Source organism: Qipengyuania sp. L-5Y (assembly GCF_056859455.1).
This window is the reverse complement of the sequence record NZ_JBSXOM010000020.1, coordinates 85,366-107,627: the sequence shown is the minus strand read 5'-3', so window position 1 is coordinate 107,627 and position 22,262 is coordinate 85,366. Positions and strand designations below refer to the sequence as shown.

At 58.7% G+C, this 22,262-nt stretch carries 21 protein-coding genes; 9 read left to right on the top strand and 12 right to left on the bottom strand.

Annotated elements, in window-relative coordinates:
- Positions 1-138: 138 nt before the first annotated feature.
- The 5 genes from AC13F2_RS03110 to hppD all read right to left on the bottom strand — a co-directional run bounded on the left by AC13F2_RS03110 (position 139) and on the right by hppD (position 6,100).
- Entirely contained in the window at positions 139-2,016 is a 1,878-nt protein-coding gene (locus AC13F2_RS03110) for a sensor domain-containing phosphodiesterase (RefSeq protein ID WP_482964264.1), read from the bottom strand.
- Between the two features lie 180 nt (positions 2,017-2,196).
- On the bottom strand, positions 2,197-3,375 hold the full coding sequence (locus AC13F2_RS03105; RefSeq protein WP_482964263.1) for an MFS transporter: 1,179 nt from the start codon (positions 3,373-3,375) through the stop codon (positions 2,197-2,199).
- 75 nt (positions 3,376-3,450) lie between these two features.
- On the bottom strand, positions 3,451-4,329 hold the full coding sequence (locus AC13F2_RS03100; RefSeq protein WP_482964262.1) for a mechanosensitive ion channel family protein: 879 nt from the start codon (positions 4,327-4,329) through the stop codon (positions 3,451-3,453).
- A gap of 80 nt (positions 4,330-4,409) precedes the next feature.
- Positions 4,410-4,982: a VOC family protein gene (locus tag AC13F2_RS03095; protein ID WP_482964261.1), complete on the bottom strand. Its 573-nt coding sequence runs from the start codon at positions 4,980-4,982 to the stop codon at positions 4,410-4,412.
- Positions 4,979-6,100: a 4-hydroxyphenylpyruvate dioxygenase gene (gene hppD / locus AC13F2_RS03090; RefSeq protein WP_482964260.1), complete on the bottom strand. Its 1,122-nt coding sequence runs from the start codon at positions 6,098-6,100 to the stop codon at positions 4,979-4,981. Before hppD ends, AC13F2_RS03095 begins: the two co-directional genes overlap by 4 nt.
- A gap of 249 nt (positions 6,101-6,349) precedes the next feature.
- On the opposite strand from hppD, the gene AC13F2_RS03085 reads away from it, so the two are divergent.
- The 5 genes from AC13F2_RS03085 (at position 6,350) to AC13F2_RS03065 (ending at position 10,345) form a co-directional block, all read left to right on the top strand.
- On the top strand, positions 6,350-6,586 hold the full coding sequence (locus AC13F2_RS03085) for an FtsB family cell division protein (protein WP_346729454.1): 237 nt from the start codon (positions 6,350-6,352) through the stop codon (positions 6,584-6,586).
- Positions 6,587-6,712: 126 nt separating this feature from the next.
- The gene (pdhA, locus tag AC13F2_RS03080) at positions 6,713-7,789 is read left to right on the top strand and encodes a pyruvate dehydrogenase (acetyl-transferring) E1 component subunit alpha (protein WP_482964259.1); all 1,077 of its coding nucleotides are present in this window, start codon (positions 6,713-6,715) and stop codon (positions 7,787-7,789) included.
- A gap of 3 nt (positions 7,790-7,792) precedes the next feature.
- Complete coding sequence (locus AC13F2_RS03075) at positions 7,793-9,178, top strand: pyruvate dehydrogenase complex E1 component subunit beta (RefSeq protein ID WP_482964258.1); 1,386 nt, start codon at positions 7,793-7,795, stop codon at positions 9,176-9,178.
- A gap of 16 nt (positions 9,179-9,194) precedes the next feature.
- Positions 9,195-9,857: a hypothetical protein gene (locus tag AC13F2_RS03070; protein ID WP_482964257.1), complete on the top strand. Its 663-nt coding sequence runs from the start codon at positions 9,195-9,197 to the stop codon at positions 9,855-9,857.
- Positions 9,858-9,886: 29 nt separating this feature from the next.
- Entirely contained in the window at positions 9,887-10,345 is a 459-nt protein-coding gene (locus AC13F2_RS03065) for an EF-hand domain-containing protein (RefSeq protein ID WP_196846107.1), read from the top strand.
- Here the strand turns inward: AC13F2_RS03065 and trmFO are convergent.
- The gene (trmFO, locus tag AC13F2_RS03060; protein ID WP_482964256.1) at positions 10,342-11,709 is read right to left on the bottom strand and encodes a methylenetetrahydrofolate--tRNA-(uracil(54)-C(5))-methyltransferase (FADH(2)-oxidizing) TrmFO; all 1,368 of its coding nucleotides are present in this window, start codon (positions 11,707-11,709) and stop codon (positions 10,342-10,344) included. The two genes, AC13F2_RS03065 and trmFO, sit on opposite strands and share 4 nt — an antisense overlap.
- Before the next feature lie 53 nt (positions 11,710-11,762).
- Between trmFO and AC13F2_RS03055 the strand changes: the two genes are divergently transcribed.
- Positions 11,763-12,431: a lysoplasmalogenase family protein gene (locus tag AC13F2_RS03055; protein ID WP_482964255.1), complete on the top strand. Its 669-nt coding sequence runs from the start codon at positions 11,763-11,765 to the stop codon at positions 12,429-12,431.
- A 256-nt stretch (positions 12,432-12,687) separates the two neighbouring features.
- On the opposite strand, the gene gyrA is transcribed toward AC13F2_RS03055, so the two are convergent.
- Positions 12,688-15,528 carry a DNA gyrase subunit A gene (gene gyrA / locus AC13F2_RS03050; protein WP_103025063.1) on the bottom strand — a complete coding sequence of 947 codons (2,841 nt, stop codon included), beginning with the start codon at positions 15,526-15,528 and terminating at the stop codon, positions 12,688-12,690.
- 302 nt (positions 15,529-15,830) lie between these two features.
- Here gyrA and AC13F2_RS03045 point away from each other — a divergent pair, with 302 nt between their 5' ends.
- Positions 15,831-17,117: a tetratricopeptide repeat protein gene (locus tag AC13F2_RS03045; RefSeq protein ID WP_103025062.1), complete on the top strand. Its 1,287-nt coding sequence runs from the start codon at positions 15,831-15,833 to the stop codon at positions 17,115-17,117.
- Positions 17,118-17,173: 56 nt separating this feature from the next.
- Here AC13F2_RS03045 and AC13F2_RS03040 read toward each other — a convergent pair whose 3' ends face one another.
- Complete coding sequence (locus AC13F2_RS03040; protein ID WP_482964254.1) at positions 17,174-17,902, bottom strand: NYN domain-containing protein; 729 nt, start codon at positions 17,900-17,902, stop codon at positions 17,174-17,176.
- Between the two features lie 36 nt (positions 17,903-17,938).
- Positions 17,939-18,577 carry a carbonic anhydrase gene (locus AC13F2_RS03035; protein WP_196846110.1) on the bottom strand — a complete coding sequence of 213 codons (639 nt, stop codon included), beginning with the start codon at positions 18,575-18,577 and terminating at the stop codon, positions 17,939-17,941.
- A 98-nt stretch (positions 18,578-18,675) separates the two neighbouring features.
- On the opposite strand from AC13F2_RS03035, the gene lipA reads away from it, so the two are divergent.
- A complete protein-coding gene (lipA, locus tag AC13F2_RS03030) occupies positions 18,676-19,617 on the top strand; it encodes a lipoyl synthase (RefSeq protein ID WP_482964265.1) in 942 nt (313 codons plus the stop codon).
- Positions 19,617-20,072, top strand: coding sequence for a type II toxin-antitoxin system RatA family toxin (locus AC13F2_RS03025; RefSeq protein ID WP_482964253.1), 456 nt, complete (start codon positions 19,617-19,619; stop codon positions 20,070-20,072). Before lipA ends, AC13F2_RS03025 begins: the two co-directional genes overlap by 1 nt.
- On the opposite strand, the gene AC13F2_RS03020 is transcribed toward AC13F2_RS03025, so the two are convergent.
- Genes AC13F2_RS03020 through AC13F2_RS03010 form a run of 3 tightly spaced genes read right to left on the bottom strand, consistent with a single transcriptional unit; the run spans position 20,069 to position 22,261 of the window.
- Positions 20,069-20,569: a CinA family protein gene (locus tag AC13F2_RS03020; protein ID WP_103025058.1), complete on the bottom strand. Its 501-nt coding sequence runs from the start codon at positions 20,567-20,569 to the stop codon at positions 20,069-20,071. The genes AC13F2_RS03025 and AC13F2_RS03020 overlap by 4 nt on opposite strands.
- A complete protein-coding gene (locus AC13F2_RS03015; RefSeq protein WP_221598390.1) occupies positions 20,569-21,114 on the bottom strand; it encodes a hypothetical protein in 546 nt (181 codons plus the stop codon). Before AC13F2_RS03015 ends, AC13F2_RS03020 begins: the two co-directional genes overlap by 1 nt.
- Positions 21,115-21,118: 4 nt before the next feature.
- A complete protein-coding gene (locus tag AC13F2_RS03010; protein ID WP_482964252.1) occupies positions 21,119-22,261 on the bottom strand; it encodes a bifunctional 2-C-methyl-D-erythritol 4-phosphate cytidylyltransferase/2-C-methyl-D-erythritol 2,4-cyclodiphosphate synthase in 1,143 nt (380 codons plus the stop codon).
- Position 22,262: the final 1 nt, after the last annotated feature.

Genomic DNA, 22,262 nt, shown 5'->3' with positions numbered 1-22,262 from the left:
CCTCCGCCACCCGATAGCCGCGCTCGGTGATCTGCGCCACTGCATCGCGCTTGAACTCGTCGCTGAAATTAGCCTTGCCCATCGTCGCCTCCTGTCCTCAAAATTAGGAAAGAAAGCGTCCACAAATCTAGGGGCTATTCAAAGCGATGCAAAGCCGGTTCCGAAGTCATCAAAAGCTATGTTGATTCCGCAATCCCGTAGCTCACTCAATGTTGTCAAAATTTGATCGTCCGAGCGCAGCGCGATCGTTTCCGTGATTTCTATTTCGATGTCTGATGGCGAGAGAGCGTGTTTCTCCAATGCATGACCAATCGTCTTCCCCAAATTGCCGTTAGTGAATTGGGCCGCGAACAGGTTCAATGCCATGCGCTGCACATCCAGGCCCTGCATCCGCCAGACCGCCATTTGTCGGCACGCTTCATCTATGACCCACTCGCCGACCTCATGAGCGACGAGATGTGTTTCGAGGGTGTTCAAAAAGTCCGCCGGGAAGAGCAGCCCGCGTTCCGGGTGCTTCCAACGCAACAGCGCTTCCACACCGATAAGCTCCTGATCGGACAGCCGGACCTGAGGCTGATACGTGAGTTCCCATTCCCCGCGCTCGGTCGCTAGGCGCAGCTCGTCTTTGAACGCTCGTCGCGCAAGTAATTGGTTGGCAATCGGAGGGTCAAAGACGCGGATGTTGTCCTGGCCGATCTTCTTCGCCTCGAGAAGGGCAAGATCGGCCCTCAGCAATAGTTCTTCGGCATCTTCGGCATGAAGGGGCGCGAGGCCAATTCCAATGCTCAGTCCGATTTGCATACGGTGTCCCGACAACACAAAGGGCTCTTTAAAGGCGTCATTCAGTAGCTTTGCCGTTGCCGTCGCACTGCTTTGTGCGCCATTCCCCGGAAGCAGGATTGCGAATTCGTCTCCCCCCAGACGTGCAACTGTTGCGCCAGGTTCGAGTAGGCCAACGAGGCGAACGGCGACGCCTTGGAGCAAAGTGTCGCCAACCGCATGACCGAACGTGTCATTGACTTCCTTGAAGCGATCAAGATCGATGGCGAATACCGTAGCGTGTCCGCGAGAGATCACCGCTTCCAGCTTTTTGGAGAAGCCATTGCGATTGGCTAGACCGGTAAGCGCATCATGATGGGCAAGGTGTTCCAGTCGAAGTTCGCGCTCCCGACGGTCGGTGATGTCGTGGATTTGGGCGCCGATTTCGATCCCATCGGGACCAAGCCAGCTCGCAAGTCTCATTTCGACAGGAAATTCACTTCCGTTCTTGCGAACAGCGACAAGCTCAATCGTCTTGCCCGACAAATTGGAGACACCGGTCGTGGAAACACGCTTCATTCCCGCGACATGATGTTCACGGAACCTTTCCGGGATGATGATTTCGATGGGTTTACCGATGGCTTCCGATGCCGAATGTCCGAAGATATCCTCTGCGGCGGGGTTCCAGTAAGTGATTTTCCCAGCTGCGTTCGACGTTATCAACGCCAGCCCCATAACTTTCGCAAAACTGCTGATTGCACGATCTGGCAGACTGGTGCGGCTTTCCTCCACCAAGGCAGTGGCTAGCGCGGCAAGATCTTCAAGCTTCTCACATGTGTTGGCATCAAAGCTTTCGCGCGGGCGGGTGTCGCCGATGCATAACACACCCAGGGGGTGACCACTCGAATTGAGGAGCGGGACCCCGGCAAAAAAACGTAGTTCCTCCTCGCCGTCAAAGGCTGGAGCGCCGGGGACGTGTTGATCGAAGCGGGCGTCCAGGACTATTAGCGGCTCGAGCGTACCGAGTACATGCGCGCACAAAGCGCGCGCCCTCTCAACGTTGTACATGTCGAGGCCATGGCCAGACTTGAACCCATGCTCATCTTCTAAAACAAGCGAAAGAATACTTATGGGAACGTCAAACACGTTCGAAGCGAATTTGGTGATCGCGTCGTAGGCGGGTTCCGATCCCGTTCCGAACTTCTCTTTGGAAGCGGGCGCTGCCAGACGCCTCTCTTCTATCGATTCTGCGACCACTGACGTTCCTAGTTTAAATGAGATCGTCGGAGCTTAACCTGCAGCATGTTAAGAGCGCGCTACTGCGGAACCGCACCGTTATACTTAAAAGTATGGTCAGGTCAGAACGTGGGTGCTCATTGAGTGGGACGGGTCCGGGTGTACGTGATCGGATGCGAGATCCAGAGGCGCCGTGACCATTTATCGGCCGAACCTTCTGGCAGCGGTCGCGAGAGAAGCTAGTGCAAGCGAGCACAGAGCAAGTAGGCCACAGGTTCCTGCCCATCCGAACGCGTCGTAAACGGCCGTGCCAGCATAGCTGCCGATGCCGCCACCGATGAACATCATGACAACGTAAACCGTGGTCAACCGCGTTCGAACACCCGGATCGAGTGCGAGGAAAGTCATTCGACCGGTTACATCGACACCCGGGCCCACGAAATTCGTGATCATGAGTGGGATTATGAGGGTCCAGAGCGAGCCGCCAAGGGGCCAGAGGAGCAAGATGCCCGCGAGTTGACAGAACGCGAAGATTGCCCGCGCCTTGCGGGCGCCGACTTCGTCGGCCCATCGGCCAAGCCGGGGCGTGGAAAAAATGGAGATCGCAGCAAGGCCCGCAAGATACCCGACCGTGTCCGTCCCATACCCCATTTCGGGAGAGGTCAAATAAAGTGCAAGGCCGAGCCATACGGCAATGAACTGACCGAAGTTCAGCGCCTGGATCGCGCCCGAAAACAGTATCTCCCGATGCTTGCCTATCAATGGGAATACTGAGACTAAGAGATTAAGATAGGACTGCCGGTCTCGTGCAGATCGTTCCCCACCTTCCATAAGTCGCGGCAAGGCGAGTGTGACAGCCAACATCAGTGCCGCTGCGATCCAATAGATCATTCGCCATCCGAAATGCTCGGCAACCACACCAGCACCCACCCGTGCAATAAGGATCCCGAGAATAACGCCCGCAGCCAATTTCGCCGTCACCTGACCCAGTCGTTCCGGCGCAACACGCTTCGAAGCGTAGGCCGGCAAAAGATAGGGCGCTATGGTGAAAAAGCCGAGCATCGTGGACCCGATGACGAACAGCGTGAAACCTTGGGCGATGGCCATCAGGGCGATCGAAGCGGTCTGACCAGCAGCAAAGGTGATCGTCAGCCTGCGGTTCGAAATACGATCGCCAAGCGGAAGGAGCAGGAAAATGCCTACGGCCAGAGCGATCTGGTTGAGTGCCGGGACTAAACCGATTCGGGAATGACTGACCCCGAAATAATCGGCCACTTCGGCGATTATCGGATGGATGTAGTAAGCGTTAGCAGTGACCACTGCCGCAGCAATTGCCAGTGAAGTTTCCTGAGCGCCGGTCAGTCGCGTAGGCTGGCTCACGCCCAACGTCCTGGTGCATGGGTCACCGATATTTCCCTGAATCTGACCGCGAAAGCCGGTCCTGTGTTCGGACCTTTATGGCGTCTTTTGCGTCGTGTCACCCAACTGACTGACAGGCACCGTCTCTTTGAAAGTATGCGTCACATAGGGGAAAGGAATTTCGATCCCGGCGTCATCCAGCGCGGCCTTGATCGCCCGGATAACCTTGTCCTTGCTTTCCCAACCCGCACGCGGCGTCGATCCGGCCCACCATCGGACGAGAAAGTCGACGGAACTGGAATTGAATTCCTGCGCAAAGATATCAACGCCCTTGCTGGCGAGCACATCATCGACACCTTCGACCGCCCGGCGGATGATATCGGCAGCATGATCAAGCTGCGTATCGTATGACACGCCGACTATGACCTGATGCCGACGCTGATCGACATCGGTAAAGATTTCGACCGGGTTTTTAAAGAGGATGGAGTTCGGCACGACTGTGAGTTCACCGGACAGTTTGCGCACATGCGTCTCACGTAATGTGATATGTTCGACCTTGCCGGTGATATCTTCGCATTCGATCACGTCGCCGATGCGCATTTTTTCCCGCAGCATGATCAGCACGCCTGCTAGGAAATTCTCGAAAATGTCCTGAAAGGCAAAACCAATCGCCACGGCTCCGATACCGAGCCCGGCAAGCAGGCTGGCCGGCGTGAGATCGGGGATGACCACCACCGCCGCGATAAAGATGCCGAGGGTCCAGATTCCGAGCCTGACGAGCGTATCGATAAGGTTCTTAAGGCTGCTGCGTATCTCGGTGCGTCCGACGACGGCGTCGGAAATGCGCACGGCGAATCGCGCAACGATCCACGTCATAAGGATGATGAAGAATGCAATCGCGAGGCTGGGTAGCGCCTCTACGAAGCCTTTGCCCATGGTTTGCAACTGCGTGCGCAGCGTTGCGATATAATTCACGTCGCGGAAAACTCCCTTTGCGAGGCAACGGGAGGCTTGCACAAAGGGTTCCGAATTGCCGGCTATGTCCTTTTGAAAGTCTAGCTTCCGGCGTGTTCCTTGCGAGCGATTTCATGCAGCCAATCCGCGTGCCTCGGAGCTTTCTTGGTCTGGCTCCATTCGTCCAGCATCATGGGGGCAACACGCTTCAATTCGGCGTACTGTTCATCGGTGCCGATATCCGTGGCTAGTTCTACCCGATGGCCATTCGGATCAAAGAAGTAGATCGATTTGAAAATGCCGTGGTGAGTTGGCCCCAGAACCTCGATGCCCAAGCTCTCGACATGCTTCTTGGCCGCGAGCAATTCTTCTTCGCTGCCAAGTTTGAAAGCGAGATGCTGGACCCAAGCCGGGGTATTTTCGTCCCGGCCCATGTCTTTCTGATTTGGCAGTTCGAAGAAAGCTAGGATATTGCCATTACCCGCATCGAGGAAAACGTGCATGTAAGGGTCGTAATCGCCCGTGGATGGCACGTGATCCTCTGCAAAGGCCGTCGTGTAATCCATGCCGAGTACTTTGCCGTACCAATCGACCGTTTCCTTGGCATCCTTGCAGCGATAGGCCGCATGGTGGACGCCAGCCAGCTTCACGGGATGAACAGGTGCTTCGCTCATTCTGCGGGCTCCGTCTCGACTGTCTTGGCGTCCTCAACGCTGAGGGCGCCGCGCTTAATCTGGTCGCGCTCCATGCTTTCAAACAGCGCCTTGAAATTTCCTTCACCGAAACCTTCGTCACCCTTGCGCTGGATGAATTCGAAGAACACCGGACCGACCTGCGCTTCGGCAAAAATCTGCAGCAGCAGACGCGGGTGCCCGCCTTCTGTCGTACCATCGAGCAGGATCCCGCGGGCTTTCAATTCATCCACCGGCTCCCCGTGATCGGGCAAACGGTCGGGCAGCATTTCGTAATAGGTCTCGGGCGGGGCGGTCATGAAGGGAACGCCAAGGCTCTTTAGATTATCCCAGGCCTGCACAAGATCGTCACAGATCAAGGCGATGTGCTGGATACCCTCTCCGTTGAATTCCTTGAGGAACTCTTCGATCTGGCCCTTACCACCTTCACCTTCCTCGTTAAGTGGAATGCGAATTTTCCCATCAGGCGCGGTCAAAGCCTTGGATGTCAGACCAGTATATTCACCCTTGATGTCGAAAAAACGGATCTCGCGGAAGTTGAAGAGCGTCTCGTAATAATCCGCCCAGTATTTCATGCGTCCGTTGTAGACATTGTGCGTCAGGTGATCGATCACGTTGAAGCCGGCTCCAACAGGCCACTTTTCGACACCATCGAGATACTCGAAATCGATATCGTAGATGGAAAGGCCGTCGCCTTCTGCATCCGCATAACGGTCAATCAGATAAACGATAGCACCGCCGATGCCGCGGATGGCAGGGATACGAAGCTCCATCGGGCCGGTTTCCACCGCGACAGGTTCTGCGCCTTTATCGAGAAGTTCTTCATAGGCTTTCTTCGCATCGCGAACTCTGAAACCCATGCCGCATGCGGAGGGGCCGTGCTCGCGCGCAAAAAACCATGCGGCGCTTCGCGGTTCGTAGTTGAGGATGAGGTTGATCTGACCCTGACGCCAGAGATCCACGTCCTTCGATCGGTGCGTGGCTACATGGGTAAATCCCATGGCCTTAAAGACCGGTTCGACGACGCCTTTTTCAGGAGCGCAGAATTCGACGAACTCGAATCCGTCGAGTCCGATTGGATTTTCGAAGAGATCGGTCATTTCAATCCTCTGGGATTTGCTAGGTGGTTTCAAAAGTAACTAATCACAGTCGCTCGTAAGCTGTCAAGTTTTCAACGGCCGTGCATGGCGGCCAGTTCCTTCCATGCGTCAAACGGATGTCGGCGATGAATTGTACTTGCGCGAAGCGGTTAACTGTGATTCTGTCGCCTCATGCGCCGCACAAATTCCCTAGCTTCGATCCGCCGAGTCAGGACCTCGCAGCATGCCGCTCTTGCTGCGCTCCTGGTCATGGGCGGATTGGCAATTGCAGGTCCATCCGGACTGCTTGCCTGGAGTGAGAATTTGCGGCTGCTCGATCAGCGTGAGGCCCAGTTGGCAAAACTGCAGGCCGAACGGCATGCGCTAGAGAACCGGGTCGCCTTACTCGATCCCAACGCCGCTGATCCCGATATGGTCGGCGAGCTGCTGCGTAGTCAGCTCAATGTCGTGCATCCGAACGAAGTCGTCATAAAACTGGAAGACTGAACGGAGCGAAGCCATCGCTTGCCGTAAGGGTTTTCGTATGCACATGCGCTCTGCCGTTGCGCGGGTCGCAAGCCTGTGCCTATAGGCGCAACTGACATCCTCCCCGGAAGAACAAGGACACAAGTCTTGGCCAAAGCCCCCCGGAGCAAGAAGCAGCCCACCAAATCGCCTGCAGAAGATCCCGACTTCGCTCTCCACTCCCTGCAAGAGGCATTGGAAGAGAATCGCCATTACGATGCCAGCAAGGAGCAGATGCTCCATTTTTACGAGCAGATGCTGCTCATCCGTCGCTTCGAAGAGCGCGCGGGCCAGCTGTATGGTCTCGGCCTGATCGGCGGTTTCTGTCACCTTTACATTGGGCAGGAAGCTGTTGCGATCGGCCTCCAGTCCGCGCTCGATGGTGACAAGGACAGCGTCATCACCGGATATCGCGACCATGGTCACATGCTCGCCTACGGCATTGATCCCAAAGTCATCATGGCCGAACTGACCGGCAGAGAAGCCGGCATTTCGAAGGGCAAGGGCGGGTCGATGCACATGTTCTCGACCGAACATAAATTTTATGGTGGTCACGGCATCGTAGGAGCCCAGGTTTCATTGGGCGGTGGTCTCGCGCTGGCTCACCAGTACAACGACGATGGCGGTTTCTGCCTGGCCTACTTCGGCGACGGTGCGGCCAACCAGGGCCAGGTATATGAAACGATGAACATGGCGGCGCTCTGGAATTTGCCGATCGTCTTCGTGGTCGAAAACAACCAGTACGCCATGGGAACCGCGGTCGGTCGCAGCTCTGCTGAAACAGAATTCCACCGCCGCGGCACAGCCTTCCGTATTCCGGGAATGGACGTGAACGGCATGGACGTTCTGGAAGTCAGGCAGGCTGCCGAGATCGCTTTCAAGCATGTTCGCGAAGGCAAGGGTCCGGTCTTGATGGAATGCAATACCTATCGCTATCGCGGGCATTCGATGTCCGACCCGGCAAAGTACCGTACGCGCGAAGAGGTCCAGGATATTCGCGACCACAAGGATCCGATCGAAGGGATCAAGAAGCTGCTACTCGAAAACGGCTCGACCGAGGAAGAATTGAAAGCGATCGACAAGGATATTCGCAAGACCGTCACCGAAGCTGCGGATTTTGCCGAGAACTCGCCAGAGCCCGAAGCGAGCGAACTCTACACCGACGTACTGGTGGAGGGGTATTGAGCCATGGCTATCGAACTGAAAATGCCCGCGCTGTCGCCCACTATGGAAGAAGGCACATTGGCCAAGTGGCTGAAGTCCGAAGGTGACGAGATCGTTGCGGGCGATATCATAGCCGAAATCGAAACCGACAAGGCTACGATGGAATTCGAGGCAGTCGATGAAGGGACCCTAGGGAAAATCCTCATCGACGAAGGTACCGAAGGCGTGAAGGTCGGGACTGTGATCGCCATGCTGGCTGGCGAGGACGAAGATGCTTCCGATATCGAGGCGCCCACTGAAAAGGAATCGCCGGAATCAGACAAGAGCGGCGGCAAAGAGAAATCTACCGATGCCAGCGAAGCGCAGCTGATGAAGACGCCGCGCAAGGTCGACGTGAAGGATCCGGAGGTTCCCGAAGGCACCAGCTTCACATCGGTTTCCGTCCGTGAAGCTTTGCGCGATGCCATGGCCGAAGAAATGCGCAAGGACGAACGCGTCTTCGTCATGGGCGAGGAAGTGGCCCAGTATCAGGGGGCGTACAAGGTCACGCAAGGCCTGCTGGATGAATTCGGGGCCAAGCGGGTCATCGATACTCCGATTACGGAATATGGATTTGCAGGCATCGGCACCGGCGCCGCAATGGGTGGTCTGCGCCCGATCGTCGAATTCATGACCTTCAATTTCGCCATGCAGGCGATCGATCATATCGTAAATTCCGCGGCAAAGACCAACTACATGTCCGGTGGTCAGATGCGCTGTCCGGTCGTGTTCCGCGGCCCTAACGGTGCAGCAAGCCGCGTAGGCGCACAGCATAGCCAGAATTACGGAGCCTGGTACGCGAGCGTACCTGGTTTGGTAGTTATCGCACCATACGATGCTGCGGATGCCAAGGGTCTGCTCAAGGCCGCCATACGCAGCGAAGATCCCGTCGTATTCCTAGAGAACGAGCTTGTTTACGGCCGAAGCTTCGATGTTCCCGATCTGGATGACTACGTGCTTCCGATCGGCAAGGCGCGGATCATGCGCGAGGGTTCGGACGTGACGATCGTTTCTTATTCGATCGCTGTGGGGCTTGCACTCGAGGCAGCGGAAGAGCTTTCGAACGAAGGCATCGAAGCGGAAGTCATCGATCTGCGTACCTTGCGCCCGCTAGACAAAGAAACAGTACTTACCTCGCTTGCCAAGACCAACCGACTGGTCATCGCCGAAGAAAACTGGCCGACCTGTTCGATTGCTTCGGAAATTGTGGCGATCTGCATGGAAGAAGGCTTCGACCATCTCGACGCGCCGGTCACCCGCGTTTGCAATGAGGACGTTCCGCTGCCCTATGCTGCGAACCTCGAGAAGCTTGCGCTGATTGACACGCCGCGGATCATCGAGGCCGTCAAGAAGGTCTGTTATCGCGACTGACGGGGAGGGCGCTTTCATGGAGAGTGCCGAGCTGCTCGACGAATGTCCCGAAGTGACGCGCGTCGCTCTGTCGAGCGCGAGCGCGCATCGGGACATTTGGCTGGCCGCCTTTGCCCTCGATGGCCGCGTCGGTCGGATGGTTCTTGGCGCAAGCGAGCCGATGCTCGGGCAAATGCGGCTCGCATGGTGGCGCGATCAGCTTGGCAAGGCGGTCCACGATCGGCCGCGGGGCGACCATTTGCTTGACCTGATCGGGAAGAACTGGAACCGGAACGAAGCCGCGTTAGTCGATTTGATCGACGGGTGGGAAGCATTGCTCTCGCCGCGACCGCTGGCAGAAACGGCGATCCTGGAGTTCGTAGCCGGTAGAGTAAGCCTGTCGCTGGGTTTGGCGAATCTGGTCGGAAAGATGGACAACGAGCGCGACGTGCGCCGCGCCGGAACGCTATGGGCGCTGGCTGACCTTGCCATCAACGCCCGCGACGAAGCCGAACTGACGAGCGCGGTGAAGCTGGGAGCCGCAGAGGGTGCGAATGGGCTGCGGCTTTCGCGCGACATGCGGCCGCTCGCTGTCATTGCCGGACTCGCGCGGCGGTCCCTGCATTTCCGTGGACGACCCATGCTGGGTGATCGCGCCAGCCCCTTGATTGCCTTGCGGTTGAGCCTGATTGGACGCTAGGCTCGCGCAGGGTTCAAGGGGGGCATTGAATGAACCGGATCGTGTTGGGGGCCTTGATCGCACTCGCGCTCACTGGATTGGGGCTGTTCTGGTGGCAGGGCAGGGCGGAAGTGGAACGCGGAGCGCCGCCACCGCAGCCTGCAGAAGCCTCGGCCAACCTTCCGGAAATTCCGGCTTCCGACCCGGGCGACATGGTGGGACCCGCGCCACCCGAGGCGACCGAGCTTACCAAGGAGCAGCGCCGCTTCTTCCGTTATGACCGTAATCGCGACTGGCGCATCACGCGCACGGAAATGCTGTCCAGTCGAACGGAGGCGTTTCGCAAGCTCGACAAGGACGGCAACAATCTGCTCGATTTCGAAGAATGGGCGGTTGCCACGGTGGAGAAATTCGAATCTGCGGATGCGAATGGCGACAACGAGCTGACCCCGGCCGAGTTCGCGACCACGGCACCCAAACCAAAGAAGAAACCGCGCTGCGCCTGCTAGGCGGGAACCGCTTCCATGCCGGCGAGCCATTCCCCGAAATCGGCCTTCGCGCGATTGGTATAGGCTTCTTTTCGCACTTTCTTTCCCACGTCGTGCAAGGGCGGGAATAGCCCGAAATTGACGTTCATTGGCTGGAAGGTGGACGCTTCGGCATCGCCGGTGATGTGCGACAGGAGCGCGCCGAAAGCTGTAGTACGCGGCGGCGGCGCCCATTCGCGCCCCGCAAGCTGAGCGGCCGTCATGAGCCCGGCCATCAAACCCACTGCCGAACTTTCGACATAGCCTTCACAGCCGGTGATCTGCCCGGCGAACCGGATGTGATCGCCACCCTTCAAACGAAGTTGACGGTCGAGAACGAGGGGTGAGTTGATGAAGGTATTGCGGTGCAATCCGCCGAGACGGGCGAATTCCGCATTCTCGAGGCCGGGTATCGTCCGGAAGAGTTCGACCTGTGCACCATATTTGAGCTTGGTCTGGAAACCGACCATGTTCCACAAGGTGCCGAGCTTGTTATCCTGACGGAGCTGGACGACGGCATAAGGCCAGCGACCCTGCGGAAACTCTTCCGATGTATCGAAGGGGTTATCGAGCCCGACCCCCTTCATCGGACCATAGCGAAGCGTTTCGACGCCGCGCGCAGCCATGACCTCGATCGGCATACAGCCGTCGAAATAGGGAGTGTCGGCTTCCCATTCGCGAAATTCGGTCTTTTCTCCGTCCATCAAGCCCTGGTGGAAGGCGAGATATTGCTCCTTCGTCATCGGGCAATTGATGTAATCGCCATCTTCGTTCGATGCTTCGGTGCGTTTGTTCCACCGGCTCTGTATCCAGCATTTGGACATATCGATGCTGTCGTGATGGACGATAGGTGCAATCGCATCGAAGAAAGCGAGGCGGTCCTGCCCGGTTGCCCCCACGATGCTTTCGGCCAGCGACTGGGCCGTCAGTGGCCCGGTAGCGACGATGGTCGCACCGGAGGTGGGAAGGGCATCGACCCGTTCGCGAATGACGGTGACATTTGGATGTTCGGCGAGGGTGCGCTGAACTTCGGCGGAAAACACGTCGCGATCGACTGCCATTGCTGATCCGGCGGGCACGCGCGCGACTTCGCCTGCGCGCATGATCAGGCTGTTGAGGCCGCGCATTTCATGATGGAGTAGCCCGACCGCATTCTTCGTGTCGTCATCCGAGCGGAAGCTGTTCGAGCAGACGAGTTCGGCCAGGCCGTCGGTCTGATGGGCCGGCGTCATTTCGCCGCTGCCGCGCATTTCCGACAAGCGCACCTTGAAGCCGCGCCTGGCAAGTTGCCAGGCGGCTTCGCTTCCGGCGAGGCCGCCGCCGATTATGTGGATATCATGGGTCATCGAGCGCGCCCTAATGCTTGCCAGTGGCTTCCGGCAAGGCCTAGCGTCGCCGAATGTCGCGCCGCGCCCTTTCCGAACATCGCCCCTGGCTGCTTGCCAGCCTGATTGCAGGCGTCAGCTACTTCTTCGTAGCCGACGATCCCATCGGCGGAGTCTGGCTGATGCTCTGGAAAGGGGCAGGCGTCGCCTTCCTTGCGACCTATGCCGCCTTTCGTGGAAGAGGGACCGATGGCCTGCTGATCGCCGCAGTCATGCTGTTCGGGGCATTGGGCGATGTTGCCCTGGAGATCAGCTATGTGGTTGGCGGCGGTCTATTTGCCGTTGGGCACCTGATAGCCATAGCGCTTTATCTTCGGAATCGCCGAGAGAGGACCAGTTCGAGCCAGCTTATGGCGGCACTTGCCCTGCTGATTCTGACGCCACTGATTGCAGCGTTGATGACGTTCCCGCTGGATAACTGGATGCTTGCGGCGGCGTATTCTGGCGTTGTCGGCGCGATGGCGGCGACAGCATGGCTGAGCCGGTTTCCGCGTTACCGGGTCGGCCTGGGTGCCGTGCTATTCGTGGTGAGCGACCTGTTTATTTTTTCCCGCGAAGCCGGTGTCTTGCCCGAATCGATAACGAGCTGGCTGATCTGGCCGCTTTATTTCGGCGGGCAGTTCTTGATCGCGACCGGGGTTGTCCAGACGTTGCGGGGCAAGAGCTTCACGCAGCGAGGTTGACGCAAACCAGCGGTGTTTTCAAAACTGCGCGTCCTCTCTGGAGAGGGGCTGGCAGTTAGAAAAGTCTAACGATATTAGCGGTGTATGATATCGAGCACGGGCGAGGCGACGCGCTGACGTGTCACCTTTCAAATATCTTTGAAAACCGAGAGAACGGGCTTCGGTGCGATCGGTTTGGGCTGGCGACGATGTGAAAGAACCGAAGGAGCCTTAGCCCCTCCGGTTCATGTAGGAAAATCAATCCGAGCGCGAAGCGTCAGTCGCTGTCGGGCTCGCCTTCGATATTGTCGTCCGAGTGGAAGGTGGTGTGCGGCGTTGTGCGATCGAGCCCACCGCGATCGGCAATCTCGTCAGCCACAGCTTCTTCTGCGGAGTTTTCGGGTTCTTCGGTTTCGTCGATCCTTGCCGCTTTGACGATCTGTTCGCCCTTGGCGACATTGAAGATGCGCACGCCCGACGATCCGCGACCGGAGATCGAGAAGCCGGTGTGGCTGTCGAACCCGCCATCAATCAGATGACGGAACTGCAGCGGCATACGGATAAGCTTGGCCTGATCGGTGACCAGCATGAGCTGCATGCCGTGCCGTACAGGGAAGCTGGCGACGACATGGCCGTTGCGGTTCGGATTGCTGGACGGTTCGCCGATATTGGTGAGGCCCTGACCGCCGCGGCCAGTGGTCCGATATTCGTATGCCGACGAGATCTTGCCATACCCATTGGCTGTGAGCGTGAGAATGAACTCTTCCGCTTCGGCCAGTTCGGCAACCTTTTCGGCATCGAGCGTCGGTTCGTTATCGTTGTTCTTCCATTCGGCGGCCCGAAGATACTGGTCGCGCACTTCCGTATCGCGCTCCCCAGCGTCAAGAACGGCCATGGACACGACCTTCTGATCGTCCCGAAGCTTCATGCCGCGAACGCCGATACCGGTGCGGCTCTTCGTTTCGCGGGCATCGCTGGCAGCGAAACGGATTGCCTTGCCGCTATCCGAAGCGAGGAAGATCTCCTGCCCTTCGCTGAGGAGGCGCACGCCGATCAGACGGTCGCCACTGCCTTCGACAAAGCCCATCGCGTATTTGCCGTTGCTGGGCACGTTAGTGAAGGCATCCATGGAATTGCGGCGGACCATGCCCTGTTCCGTGGCGAACACGATGTTGAGCTTGGACCATTCGCCTTCATCCTCTGGCAGAGGCAGGACGTTGGTAACACGCTCATCATCGCCCAGCGGAAGGAGGTTGACCATCGGGCGTCCCTTGGTCTGCGGGCCACCTTCGGGCAGCTTCCAGACCTTCATGCGATAGACGCGGCCGGTATTGGTGAAGAACAGCACCGGATTATGCGTCGAGGTGACGAACATTTCGACGACTGCGTCTTCATCCTTCGTCGCCATGCCGCTGCGGCCCTTGCCCCCGCGTGCCTGGGCGCGGAAGGCATCGAGCGGGGTGCGCTTGATATAGCCGCCATGGGTGACCGTAACGACCATTTCTTCGCGTTCGATGAGGTCTTCGTCTTCGATACCATCCCAGGCCGGCGCGATTTCGCTGATGCGCGGCGTGGCATAGGTATTGCGGATTTCCTCGAGCTCTTCGCGCATGACGCGATAGAGCTTCACGCGATCTGCCAGGATCGAGAGATATTCCTCGATCGCGAGGCTGAGTTCTTTAAGCTCGTCGCCGATTTCGTCGCGCCCGAGAGCCGTGAGGCGGTGCAGGCGGAGTTCGAGAATCGCCTTCACCTGACGTTCGGACAGGCGATAGGTGCCGCCCGTCTGTTCGTCGGTCGGTTCGATCGCTTCGACCAGCGCGATATATTGCGCAATGTCGCCAATCGCCCATTCCTTGGCGAGCAGTTTTGCGCGCGCAGCAGCAGGATTGGACGAGCCCCGGATCATTGCCACGACTTCGTCGAGGTTCGAGACGGCGACCACGAGGCCGAGCAAGATATGAGCGCGCTCACGCGCCTTGTTCAGTTCGAACTTGGTCCGGCGCGTGATGACTTCTTCGCGGAAACCGATGAAGGCCTGGATGAAGTCACGCAGGGTGAGCACTTCGGGGCGGCCACCGCGGATCGCCAGCATATTGGCCGGGAAGCTGGCCTGGGCCGGCGTATAGCGCCAGATCTGGTTGAGCACGACCTCCGGCGAGGCATCCCGCTTGAGATCGACGACGACGCGCACACCTTCACGCGATGATTCATCGCGGATGTCGGAGACGCCTTCGATGCGTTTTTCTTTTGCGGCTTCCGCGATCTTTTCGACCAGCCCGCTCTTGCCGACCTGATAGGGAATCGAAGACAGGACGATCGACTGGCGATTGCCCTTCGTCTCGACCTCGTGGCGCGCGCGCATGAGGATCGAGCCGCGACCCACGGTATAGGCCGCGCGTGCCCCCGATTTGCCGAGGATGAGCGGTGCGGTCGGGAAATCCGGACCGGGAATGATTTCGAACAGTTCTTCCGACGTGATCGCCGGGTTGTCCATGAACGCGAAGCAGCCGTCGATCACTTCGCCAAGGTTGTGCGGCGGAATGTTGGTCGCCATGCCGACCGCGATACCGCCTGCGCCGTTGACCAGCAGGTTGGGGAAACGGGCCGGAAGCACGGTCGGTTCGCGGCGCGACCCGTCGTAGTTGTCGGTGAAGTCGACCGTATCCTTATCGAGATCGTCGAGCAGGGCATTGGCGACACGTGCAAGCCGCGCTTCGGTGTAACGCATGGATGCCGGCGGATCCGGGTCCATCGAGCCGAAGTTACCCTGACCATCGATCAGCGGCACGCGTAGCGACCAGTCCTGAGTCATCCGGGCGAGGGCATCGTAAATCGCGGCATCGCCATGAGGGTGATAGTTACCCATGACGTCGCCGACGATCTTGGCGCTCTTGCGGTAGGGGCGGCCTGCAACGAAGCCACCCTCGTTGCTGGCGAAAAGGATGCGCCGGTGAACAGGTTTCAGACCGTCGCGCACATCTGGCAGGGCGCGGCTGACGATCACGCTCATCGCGTAATCGAGATAGCTGGTCTTCATTTCATCGACGATGTCGATGCGGGCGTATTCTTCACCGCCGGGGGCGGGGGTATCCAGAATTTCAATATCGTCGGACAAAACGTATTTCCGTACTGCCAAAGGCTTTATGTTCTAGGTGTGCAGAGCCTAGGGGAAAGGGTTGGGGAGCGCCACTCGCGCCGGGAACCAAAGCCCGGTTTCGAGCGCTTTTTCCACATATGGGTACTGCAAGCGAGGATGGTAACCATGAACGGTGAGCCAGACAGGCATTCAATACCCATTCAGCCCACTTTCCGTAGAAGAATTTGCAATGAGAGCCCACACGCGGCATGTGCCGCCAAGCCAAATCTGAACAGGCGCAGAGGCGCTCAGCCCCCTATCCACTCTTGGGAGTTTATCATATGATTTTCACTCGTCTTGCCCGCAAGAACAACGCGGCCTCGACCCTGGCCCTGGCTGTTTCGATCGCCGCAGGCGGCCTGGTCGCAGCCAGCGCATTCGAAGCGCCGGCGTTTGCCCAGAAAGAAAAGAAGAGCCAGCCGAAATATTCGAAGGCATTCATCGAAGCGTACAAGCCGCTTGAAACGATGGCATCGGCCGAACCGGTGGATTACGCGTCGATCAAAGCGGCTGTCCCGGGCCTGGTAGCCGCGGCTGAAAACAACGACGATCGCTTCGCCGCAGGTAGCTTCATCTATGCGACGGCCGTGAAGGCAGAAGATCAGCCAACCGCGCTGCAGGGCATGGAAATGATGCTGCAGAGCGGCAACGTTCCGGCTGAAAATCTTGGCCAGTACAACTTCGTTGCCGGCCAGCTCGCCTATGCGGCGAACGATTATGCAAAGGCGCGGCCCTATTTCGAAGCGGCAGCCGAAGCAGGTTATACGGAACGTGATCCGTTGATCTTCGTGGCGGAAAGCTACTTTGCCGAAGATCAGGCCCAGCAGGGTCTGAACTATCTGAGCCAGATCATTGAAAGCAAGGTCGCTGCCGGCGAGCCGGTCGATGAAGCGTGGCTGAAGCGCGGGCTTGCACAAGCTTACAACAACAACCTTAAGGAAGAGGCCAACAAGTATTCGACCTGGTATGTCAGCCAGTATCCGAGCAGCGAAAGCTGGGGCGATGCGGTGGCGATCCAGTTGAACACTGGTGGCTACCAGCAGCCGGAAACGCTCGATCTGCTGCGCCTTGGTCAGCGCGCGGGGGCCCTGCGTGATGGCAATGTGTACCGCGAATATGTCGATGCGGCAGACTATCGTCGTCTCCCCGCCGAAGTGGTTGCCGTGATTGATGAAGGCTATGCCAAGGGCTCGCTCGACAAGACCGACCCGTACATCACCGACACTCGCGAGCAGGCCGCTAGCCGTGCAGAGGCCGACCGTGCCGATGCGGACAAGCTGATCGCGGATGCGAACAAATCCGGTGCCACGCTTTCGACGGTCATGGCTGCTGGCGACACCATGCTCGGCCTGAAACGCCCGGCCGATGCGGAAGCGATGTATACCAAGGCTCTGTCCATGCCGAGCGCTGACAAGGGCATGGTTTCGACCCGCCTCGGCATCGCGCAGTTCGACCAGGGCAAGTTTGCCGAGGCCGAAACGACCTTCAAGTCGGTCAATGGAACGCGCAAGCCGATCGCCGATCTTTGGGCTGCCTATGCAAGCCAGAAGGCAAGCGGCGGAGCGTAACACTCCAATCCAGCAGGTTAAGAGAGGGCGCGAACTCCGGTTCGCGCCCTTTTTTGTCAGCGGAGCCGTTTCACATAGAGATGATTGTTCTCGCGCCGTTCGACCTGGAATTGGTCGATGGACTGGAAGAGGTCCGATAGCCGCTTGAACCCATAGTTGCGAACATCGAAGCTGGATCGGTTGCCGGCGATATTGCCGACCTCGCTAAGCGACGCGAAGCCGTTCTCGTCGCGTTTCGCGGCTTTCCATGCGGTCCCGAGAAGCTCGACGAGTTCGTCCTCAATCCCCGATTTACCCGGAGCGGCCTCCGACTTGGGCGCATCCGGTTCGTCCGAGGCGCTTTTGATCAACGCATCGATGTCGATGAAGCGAGTGCACGCGCTCTTGAATGCGGCGGGCGTCTTGCTGGTACTGCCGAAGCCGTAGACGATCAGGCCGTCCTGCCTGAGACGGGTGACCAGCGGGGTAAAGTCGCTGTCCGAGCTCATGATGCCGAAGCCATCGACCTTCCCCTGATAGAGAAGGTCGACCGCGTCGATCGTCATGGCCATGTCGGTAGCGTTCTTGCCTGCTGTCAGATCGAACTGCTGCTGCGGACGAATTCCGTATTTGTGGGTAATCTTGTCCCAGTTGGCGAGGTTGTTCTTGGCAAAATTGCCATAGGCTCGCTTGATGTTGACCTGCCCGAGTTCCGCCATGACGGTAAGGACGGGATCGATCCCCTTGGGACTGGTGTTGTCCGCGTCGATGAGCAGGGCGATGTTCTTGAGGCCGGAATCTGACATGGCGCACACATGGCCGCCACCGGTGCCGGGCGCAAGTCAGGAGGCGGGGAGAAATTCCCCGCGTTTCTCGTCGAGCAGATGCAGCACGCCATCGGAAATTGCGAAATAGGCTCCGCGCAGTCTGAGGCTGCCGTCCGCTTCCTTTTCCTGCACGCAAGGGAAGGTCCGCAGATTGGCAAGGCTCACCTTGACGGCAGCCATTTCCATCGCGCGCTCGGCGTCGCGTCCGACGGTACCCTTTTCCGCCGCGATCGGTTCACGCACGTCGTCCAGCATGTCGATCCAGTGGGCCACGAAGCCGCCTTCGCCAAGGCGGTTGCCATGCAGATTCTGCGTCAGCGCCGCCTGACAGCCGCCGCACATGCCGTGACCCATCACGACGACTTCGCGGACCTTGAGGAACTGGACGGCAAATTCGAGCGCAGCAGAAACACCGTGCTGGCCGGGCGTCGTTTCGAACGGCGGCACCAGAGCGGCGACATTGCGCACCACGAAAATTTCGCCTGGATCCACATCGAATATCTGCGCCGGATCGACCCGGCTATCCGAACAGGCAATCACCATAACCTGGGGGGACTGGCCTTCCTTGAGCTGTTCCCACCGCTCGTGCTGACGCTTCCAGTCGCCGCTGCGGAAGCGGCCGTAGCCGTCGATCATTTCGTCGAAAGTCTTCATATCGCTCCGCTGCCCCGAATTCGTGAGCGATGCAAGAGGCCTCGCGCATAGCTATGCGGGTTGCGGGAGAGGGGGAGGGAGCCTAGATGGGCGCCGATATGAACGACCTTTCTTCCGCACCCCAGCCCGAGGGCGAACGCCCCAAAATGCAGCGCAAGCCCGATTGGATTCGGGTGAAGGCTCCTGTCAGCAAGGGCTATCAGGAAACGCGCAAGCTGATGCGAGAGCTCAACTTGCATACGGTTTGCGAAGAAGCGGCCTGCCCGAACATCGGCGAATGCTGGACCAAGAAGCACGCGACGGTGATGATCCTGGGCGACACCTGCACCCGCGCCTGCCGGTTCTGCAACATCAAGACCGGCATGCCGATGCCGGTCGACCCGCTTGAACCGGAACATACCGCCACTGCGGCGGCAGCGATGGGGCTCGAGCATATCGTGATCACTAGCGTGGATCGCGACGATCTGCCGGACAGAGGCGCGGGCCAGTTCGTCAAGGTGATCAACGCGCTGCGTCGGGAGACGCCGAATACCACGATCGAAATCCTGACCCCCGATTTCAAAGGGCGCATGAAGCAGTCGATCGAGGAAATCTGCGAAGCAGGGCCAGATGTCTTCAACCATAATCTGGAAACGGTGCCGCGGCTTTATCCGACCATCCGGCCTGGAGCGCGATATTATGCCTCCCTTCGTTTGCTCGAAGAGGTGAAAGCGCATAATCCGCTGATCTTCACCAAATCGGGCATCATGCTCGGTCTCGGCGAAGCGCGTCTCGAGGTGCATCAGGTGATGGACGACATGCGCAGCGCCGATATCGATTTCATTACCATTGGCCAGTATCTCCAGCCTACGCCCAAGCATGCCAAGGTCGAGGAATTCGTCACTCCGAAGCAATTCGCCGCTTATGGCTCGATCGCCCGGGCCAAAGGCTTCCTGCAGGTGGCATCGAGCCCGCTCACGCGGTCCAGCTATCATGCCGGTGACGACTTCGCCCAGATGCGCGCGGCGCGGGAAGCGAAGCTGGCCAAGCAGAGTGCGTGATGCCCGGCATTCGCGAAAAGCGGCGACTGCCGTATAGCCAGGAGCAGATGTTCGATCTGGTTGCCGACGTCGGCAACTATGGGAAGTTCCTTCCGTGGGTAGTCGCAACGCGGGTACGCAGCGACAGCGAAGCGGAAATGGTTGCGGACATGCTCGTCGGCTTCAAGGCCATTCGCGAAAAGTTCACCTCGCGCGTGCTGAAGCAGCGCCCTGATCACATCGAAGTGATTTACGTCGACGGTCCGCTGAAGGATCTGGATAACAACTGGACGTTCAGCCCGACCGAAGACGGCGGGTGCGAGATAGACTTCTGCGTCGATTTCACATTCCGAAATGCCGTGTTCGAAGCACTGGCCGGTCAGTATTTCGACCGTGCGTTCCGCAAGATGGTGCAGGCTTTCGAAGACCGGGCGGATGAACTCTACGGACGCGAGAACGCGGCGGCAAATCTCTAGGGAAGCAGCAGGTCCAGTGCGCAGAGTGTCGCTTCGCGGCGGATGCTGGCGCGTGAGATCGGTTCGAAAAGTTTAAGTTCGCCCTCGGGCTCGCTTTCCGTACCGCGTACGACCCGCGCGAACACGACCGTGCCCACCGGCTTAAGGTCGGTACCTCCATCCGGCCCGGCAACTCCGCTGATGGCGACAGCGATATCCGCGTGAGAGCGTTCGAGAGCGCCTTTTGCCATGGCCCATGCGCATGCGATCGAAACCGCGCCGAACGTTTCGATTATTTCAAGCGGGACGCCCAGGCTTTCCTGCTTGGCTTCGTTCGAATAGGTGACGAAACCGCGATCCAGCACGGCTGACGATCCCGGTATTTCAGTAAGTGCGGCTGCGACCAGCCCACCGGTGCAGCTTTCCGCCAGCACGACTTTACGGTTGGCAGCCCTGTTTTCTTCGACAACCCTGCGCGCCAGGCTTTCGATTTCTTCGGGGAGGAGCGCCGAAGACATTACCCGTCCACGTCGCATACTGCCGGCTGCCTGTTACCGGTCACATCCATTACAAACGTCAGCAATCCGCCGAGATTTTCCGGTGGAAGGGGCGAAAGCAGTTCCATTGCCCGTTCGATCTTGCCGCAGTCAGCCGGCTTGATGGATTCGCCCAACTTCTGTGCCAGGATCGCATCGACGAACGGACGCAGCGCTTCCGGCGGCAGGTTCTGTACCATTTCACGCATGCCGGCATCGTCTACCTGCTCCTTGCCGCTGGTGGCAAAAACCATGACGGCGCGCATGGCACCCGGCCAGCGCTCTGCCTGCATGGCTTCATAAGGGGCGACGAAAGCCTGCCCCTGGGTAGCGAAGAAGCCATTGGGTGAAAGCTGGGCTGAACATGATGCACGAAAGCCATTCGCAATGACCGGCACGGCGTAGATGGCAGCGTCGGTCAGATCCTGCGGAGCAATGCATTCCTGCGCCGAGGCTGCCTGAGCCTGTAGTAATGCTAGGCTGGCCACAGCCGCGGTGATCATTTTTCTGCCGGTCGCACTTTGCATGTTCTTATTCCTTGATGACTGTCGCTATTGCCTGCGCGGCTATTCCTTCGCCGCGACCCGTAAGACCGAGACGTTCCGTCGTCGTGGCCTTTACCGATACGAGCGCGATGTCAACGCCAAGCAGATCGGCAATTCGTGTTCGCATGGCGTCGCGATGCGGGCCTATCTTCGGTGCTTCGCAGATAATCGTCAGATCGACGTTGCCGACACCATAACCGGCTTCCCGAACAAGCTTGGCCGCATGTTCTAAAAACTGGTCACTGCTGGCACCTTTCCACCGGGGATCGCTGGGAGGGAAATGGCTGCCGATATCGCCATTCGCCACTGCTCCGAGCAGTGCATCGACGATGGCATGCAGGGCGACATCGGCATCACTATGGCCGGAAAGCCCTTTGGAATGATCGAGGCGGATACCGCCGAGCCAGAGTTCCTCACCTTCGACGAGGCGGTGGACGTCGAAGCCCATGCCGATCCGAATGCTCGGCTGTTGTACCATGAAATCCTCCGCGAAGGTCAATTTAGCGAGACGTTCATCGCCCTGAACATGAGCCACGATGCCACCATTCGCACGCAGGACCTGCGCGTCATCACCGGCACTGGCTTCGTCCTGCCAGGCCTGATGTGCACGGAAAATTGCATCAAAGCGAAATGCCTGCGGGGTCTGTACGCGCCGAAGCTGTTCACGTGGGGCGGTGCCGCTCATCACGCCGTCGTTCTCGACTGAGAGGCTGTCGATCACCGGCAGGACGGGTATTGCACCTGGGTGATGCTCCAGCGCGGCGAGCAGGCGTTCGATCACCGGGAGGGGCAGATCCGGCCGGGCTGCATCGTGGATCAGTATTCGTTCGGCGCTTTCGACGGCGGCGAGAGCCTTCTTCACGGATTGCTGACGCGTCGTGCCGCCCGTTACCAGTGCAAACCCTTCCAATCCCGCCAACGCGTCCAGCACCGCCTGTTCGCCATCCGGCGGGACAGCGATTACGAGCGGACGAGCCCCTGCATCGAGCAGCGTTTCGACAGAATGGCGCAAAACCGGTTTGCCGCGCCACATCGCGAACTGTTTGGGAAGCGGTTGACCGGCGCGAAGCCCCTTGCCGGCGGCAACGACTATCGCGGCGAACGAGGGGAGGGTGGGGGCGTCGTCCATA

Coding starts and splice junctions, on each gene's coding strand:
- AC13F2_RS03095 (WP_482964261.1), bottom strand. CDS start 4,982: ATGAGCGAAGCACCTGTTCATCCCGTGAAGCTGGCTGGCGTCCACCAT.
- hppD (WP_482964260.1), bottom strand. CDS start 6,100: ATGACCGATCTCTTCGAAAATCCAATCGGACTCGACGGATTCGAGTTC.
- AC13F2_RS03085 (WP_346729454.1), top strand. CDS start 6,350: ATGGGCGGATTGGCAATTGCAGGTCCATCCGGACTGCTTGCCTGGAGT.
- AC13F2_RS03075 (WP_482964258.1), top strand. CDS start 7,793: ATGGCTATCGAACTGAAAATGCCCGCGCTGTCGCCCACTATGGAAGAA.
- AC13F2_RS03070 (WP_482964257.1), top strand. CDS start 9,195: ATGGAGAGTGCCGAGCTGCTCGACGAATGTCCCGAAGTGACGCGCGTC.
- AC13F2_RS03065 (WP_196846107.1), top strand. CDS start 9,887: ATGAACCGGATCGTGTTGGGGGCCTTGATCGCACTCGCGCTCACTGGA.
- trmFO (WP_482964256.1), bottom strand. CDS start 11,709: ATGACCCATGATATCCACATAATCGGCGGCGGCCTCGCCGGAAGCGAA.
- AC13F2_RS03055 (WP_482964255.1), top strand. CDS start 11,763: ATGTCGCGCCGCGCCCTTTCCGAACATCGCCCCTGGCTGCTTGCCAGC.
- AC13F2_RS03045 (WP_103025062.1), top strand. CDS start 15,831: ATGATTTTCACTCGTCTTGCCCGCAAGAACAACGCGGCCTCGACCCTG.
- AC13F2_RS03040 (WP_482964254.1), bottom strand. CDS start 17,902: ATGTCAGATTCCGGCCTCAAGAACATCGCCCTGCTCATCGACGCGGAC.
- AC13F2_RS03035 (WP_196846110.1), bottom strand. CDS start 18,577: ATGAAGACTTTCGACGAAATGATCGACGGCTACGGCCGCTTCCGCAGC.
- lipA (WP_482964265.1), top strand. CDS start 18,676: ATGAACGACCTTTCTTCCGCACCCCAGCCCGAGGGCGAACGCCCCAAA.
- AC13F2_RS03025 (WP_482964253.1), top strand. CDS start 19,617: ATGCCCGGCATTCGCGAAAAGCGGCGACTGCCGTATAGCCAGGAGCAG.
- AC13F2_RS03020 (WP_103025058.1), bottom strand. CDS start 20,569: ATGTCTTCGGCGCTCCTCCCCGAAGAAATCGAAAGCCTGGCGCGCAGG.
- AC13F2_RS03015 (WP_221598390.1), bottom strand. CDS start 21,114: ATGCAAAGTGCGACCGGCAGAAAAATGATCACCGCGGCTGTGGCCAGC.
- AC13F2_RS03010 (WP_482964252.1), bottom strand. CDS start 22,261: ATGGACGACGCCCCCACCCTCCCCTCGTTCGCCGCGATAGTCGTTGCC.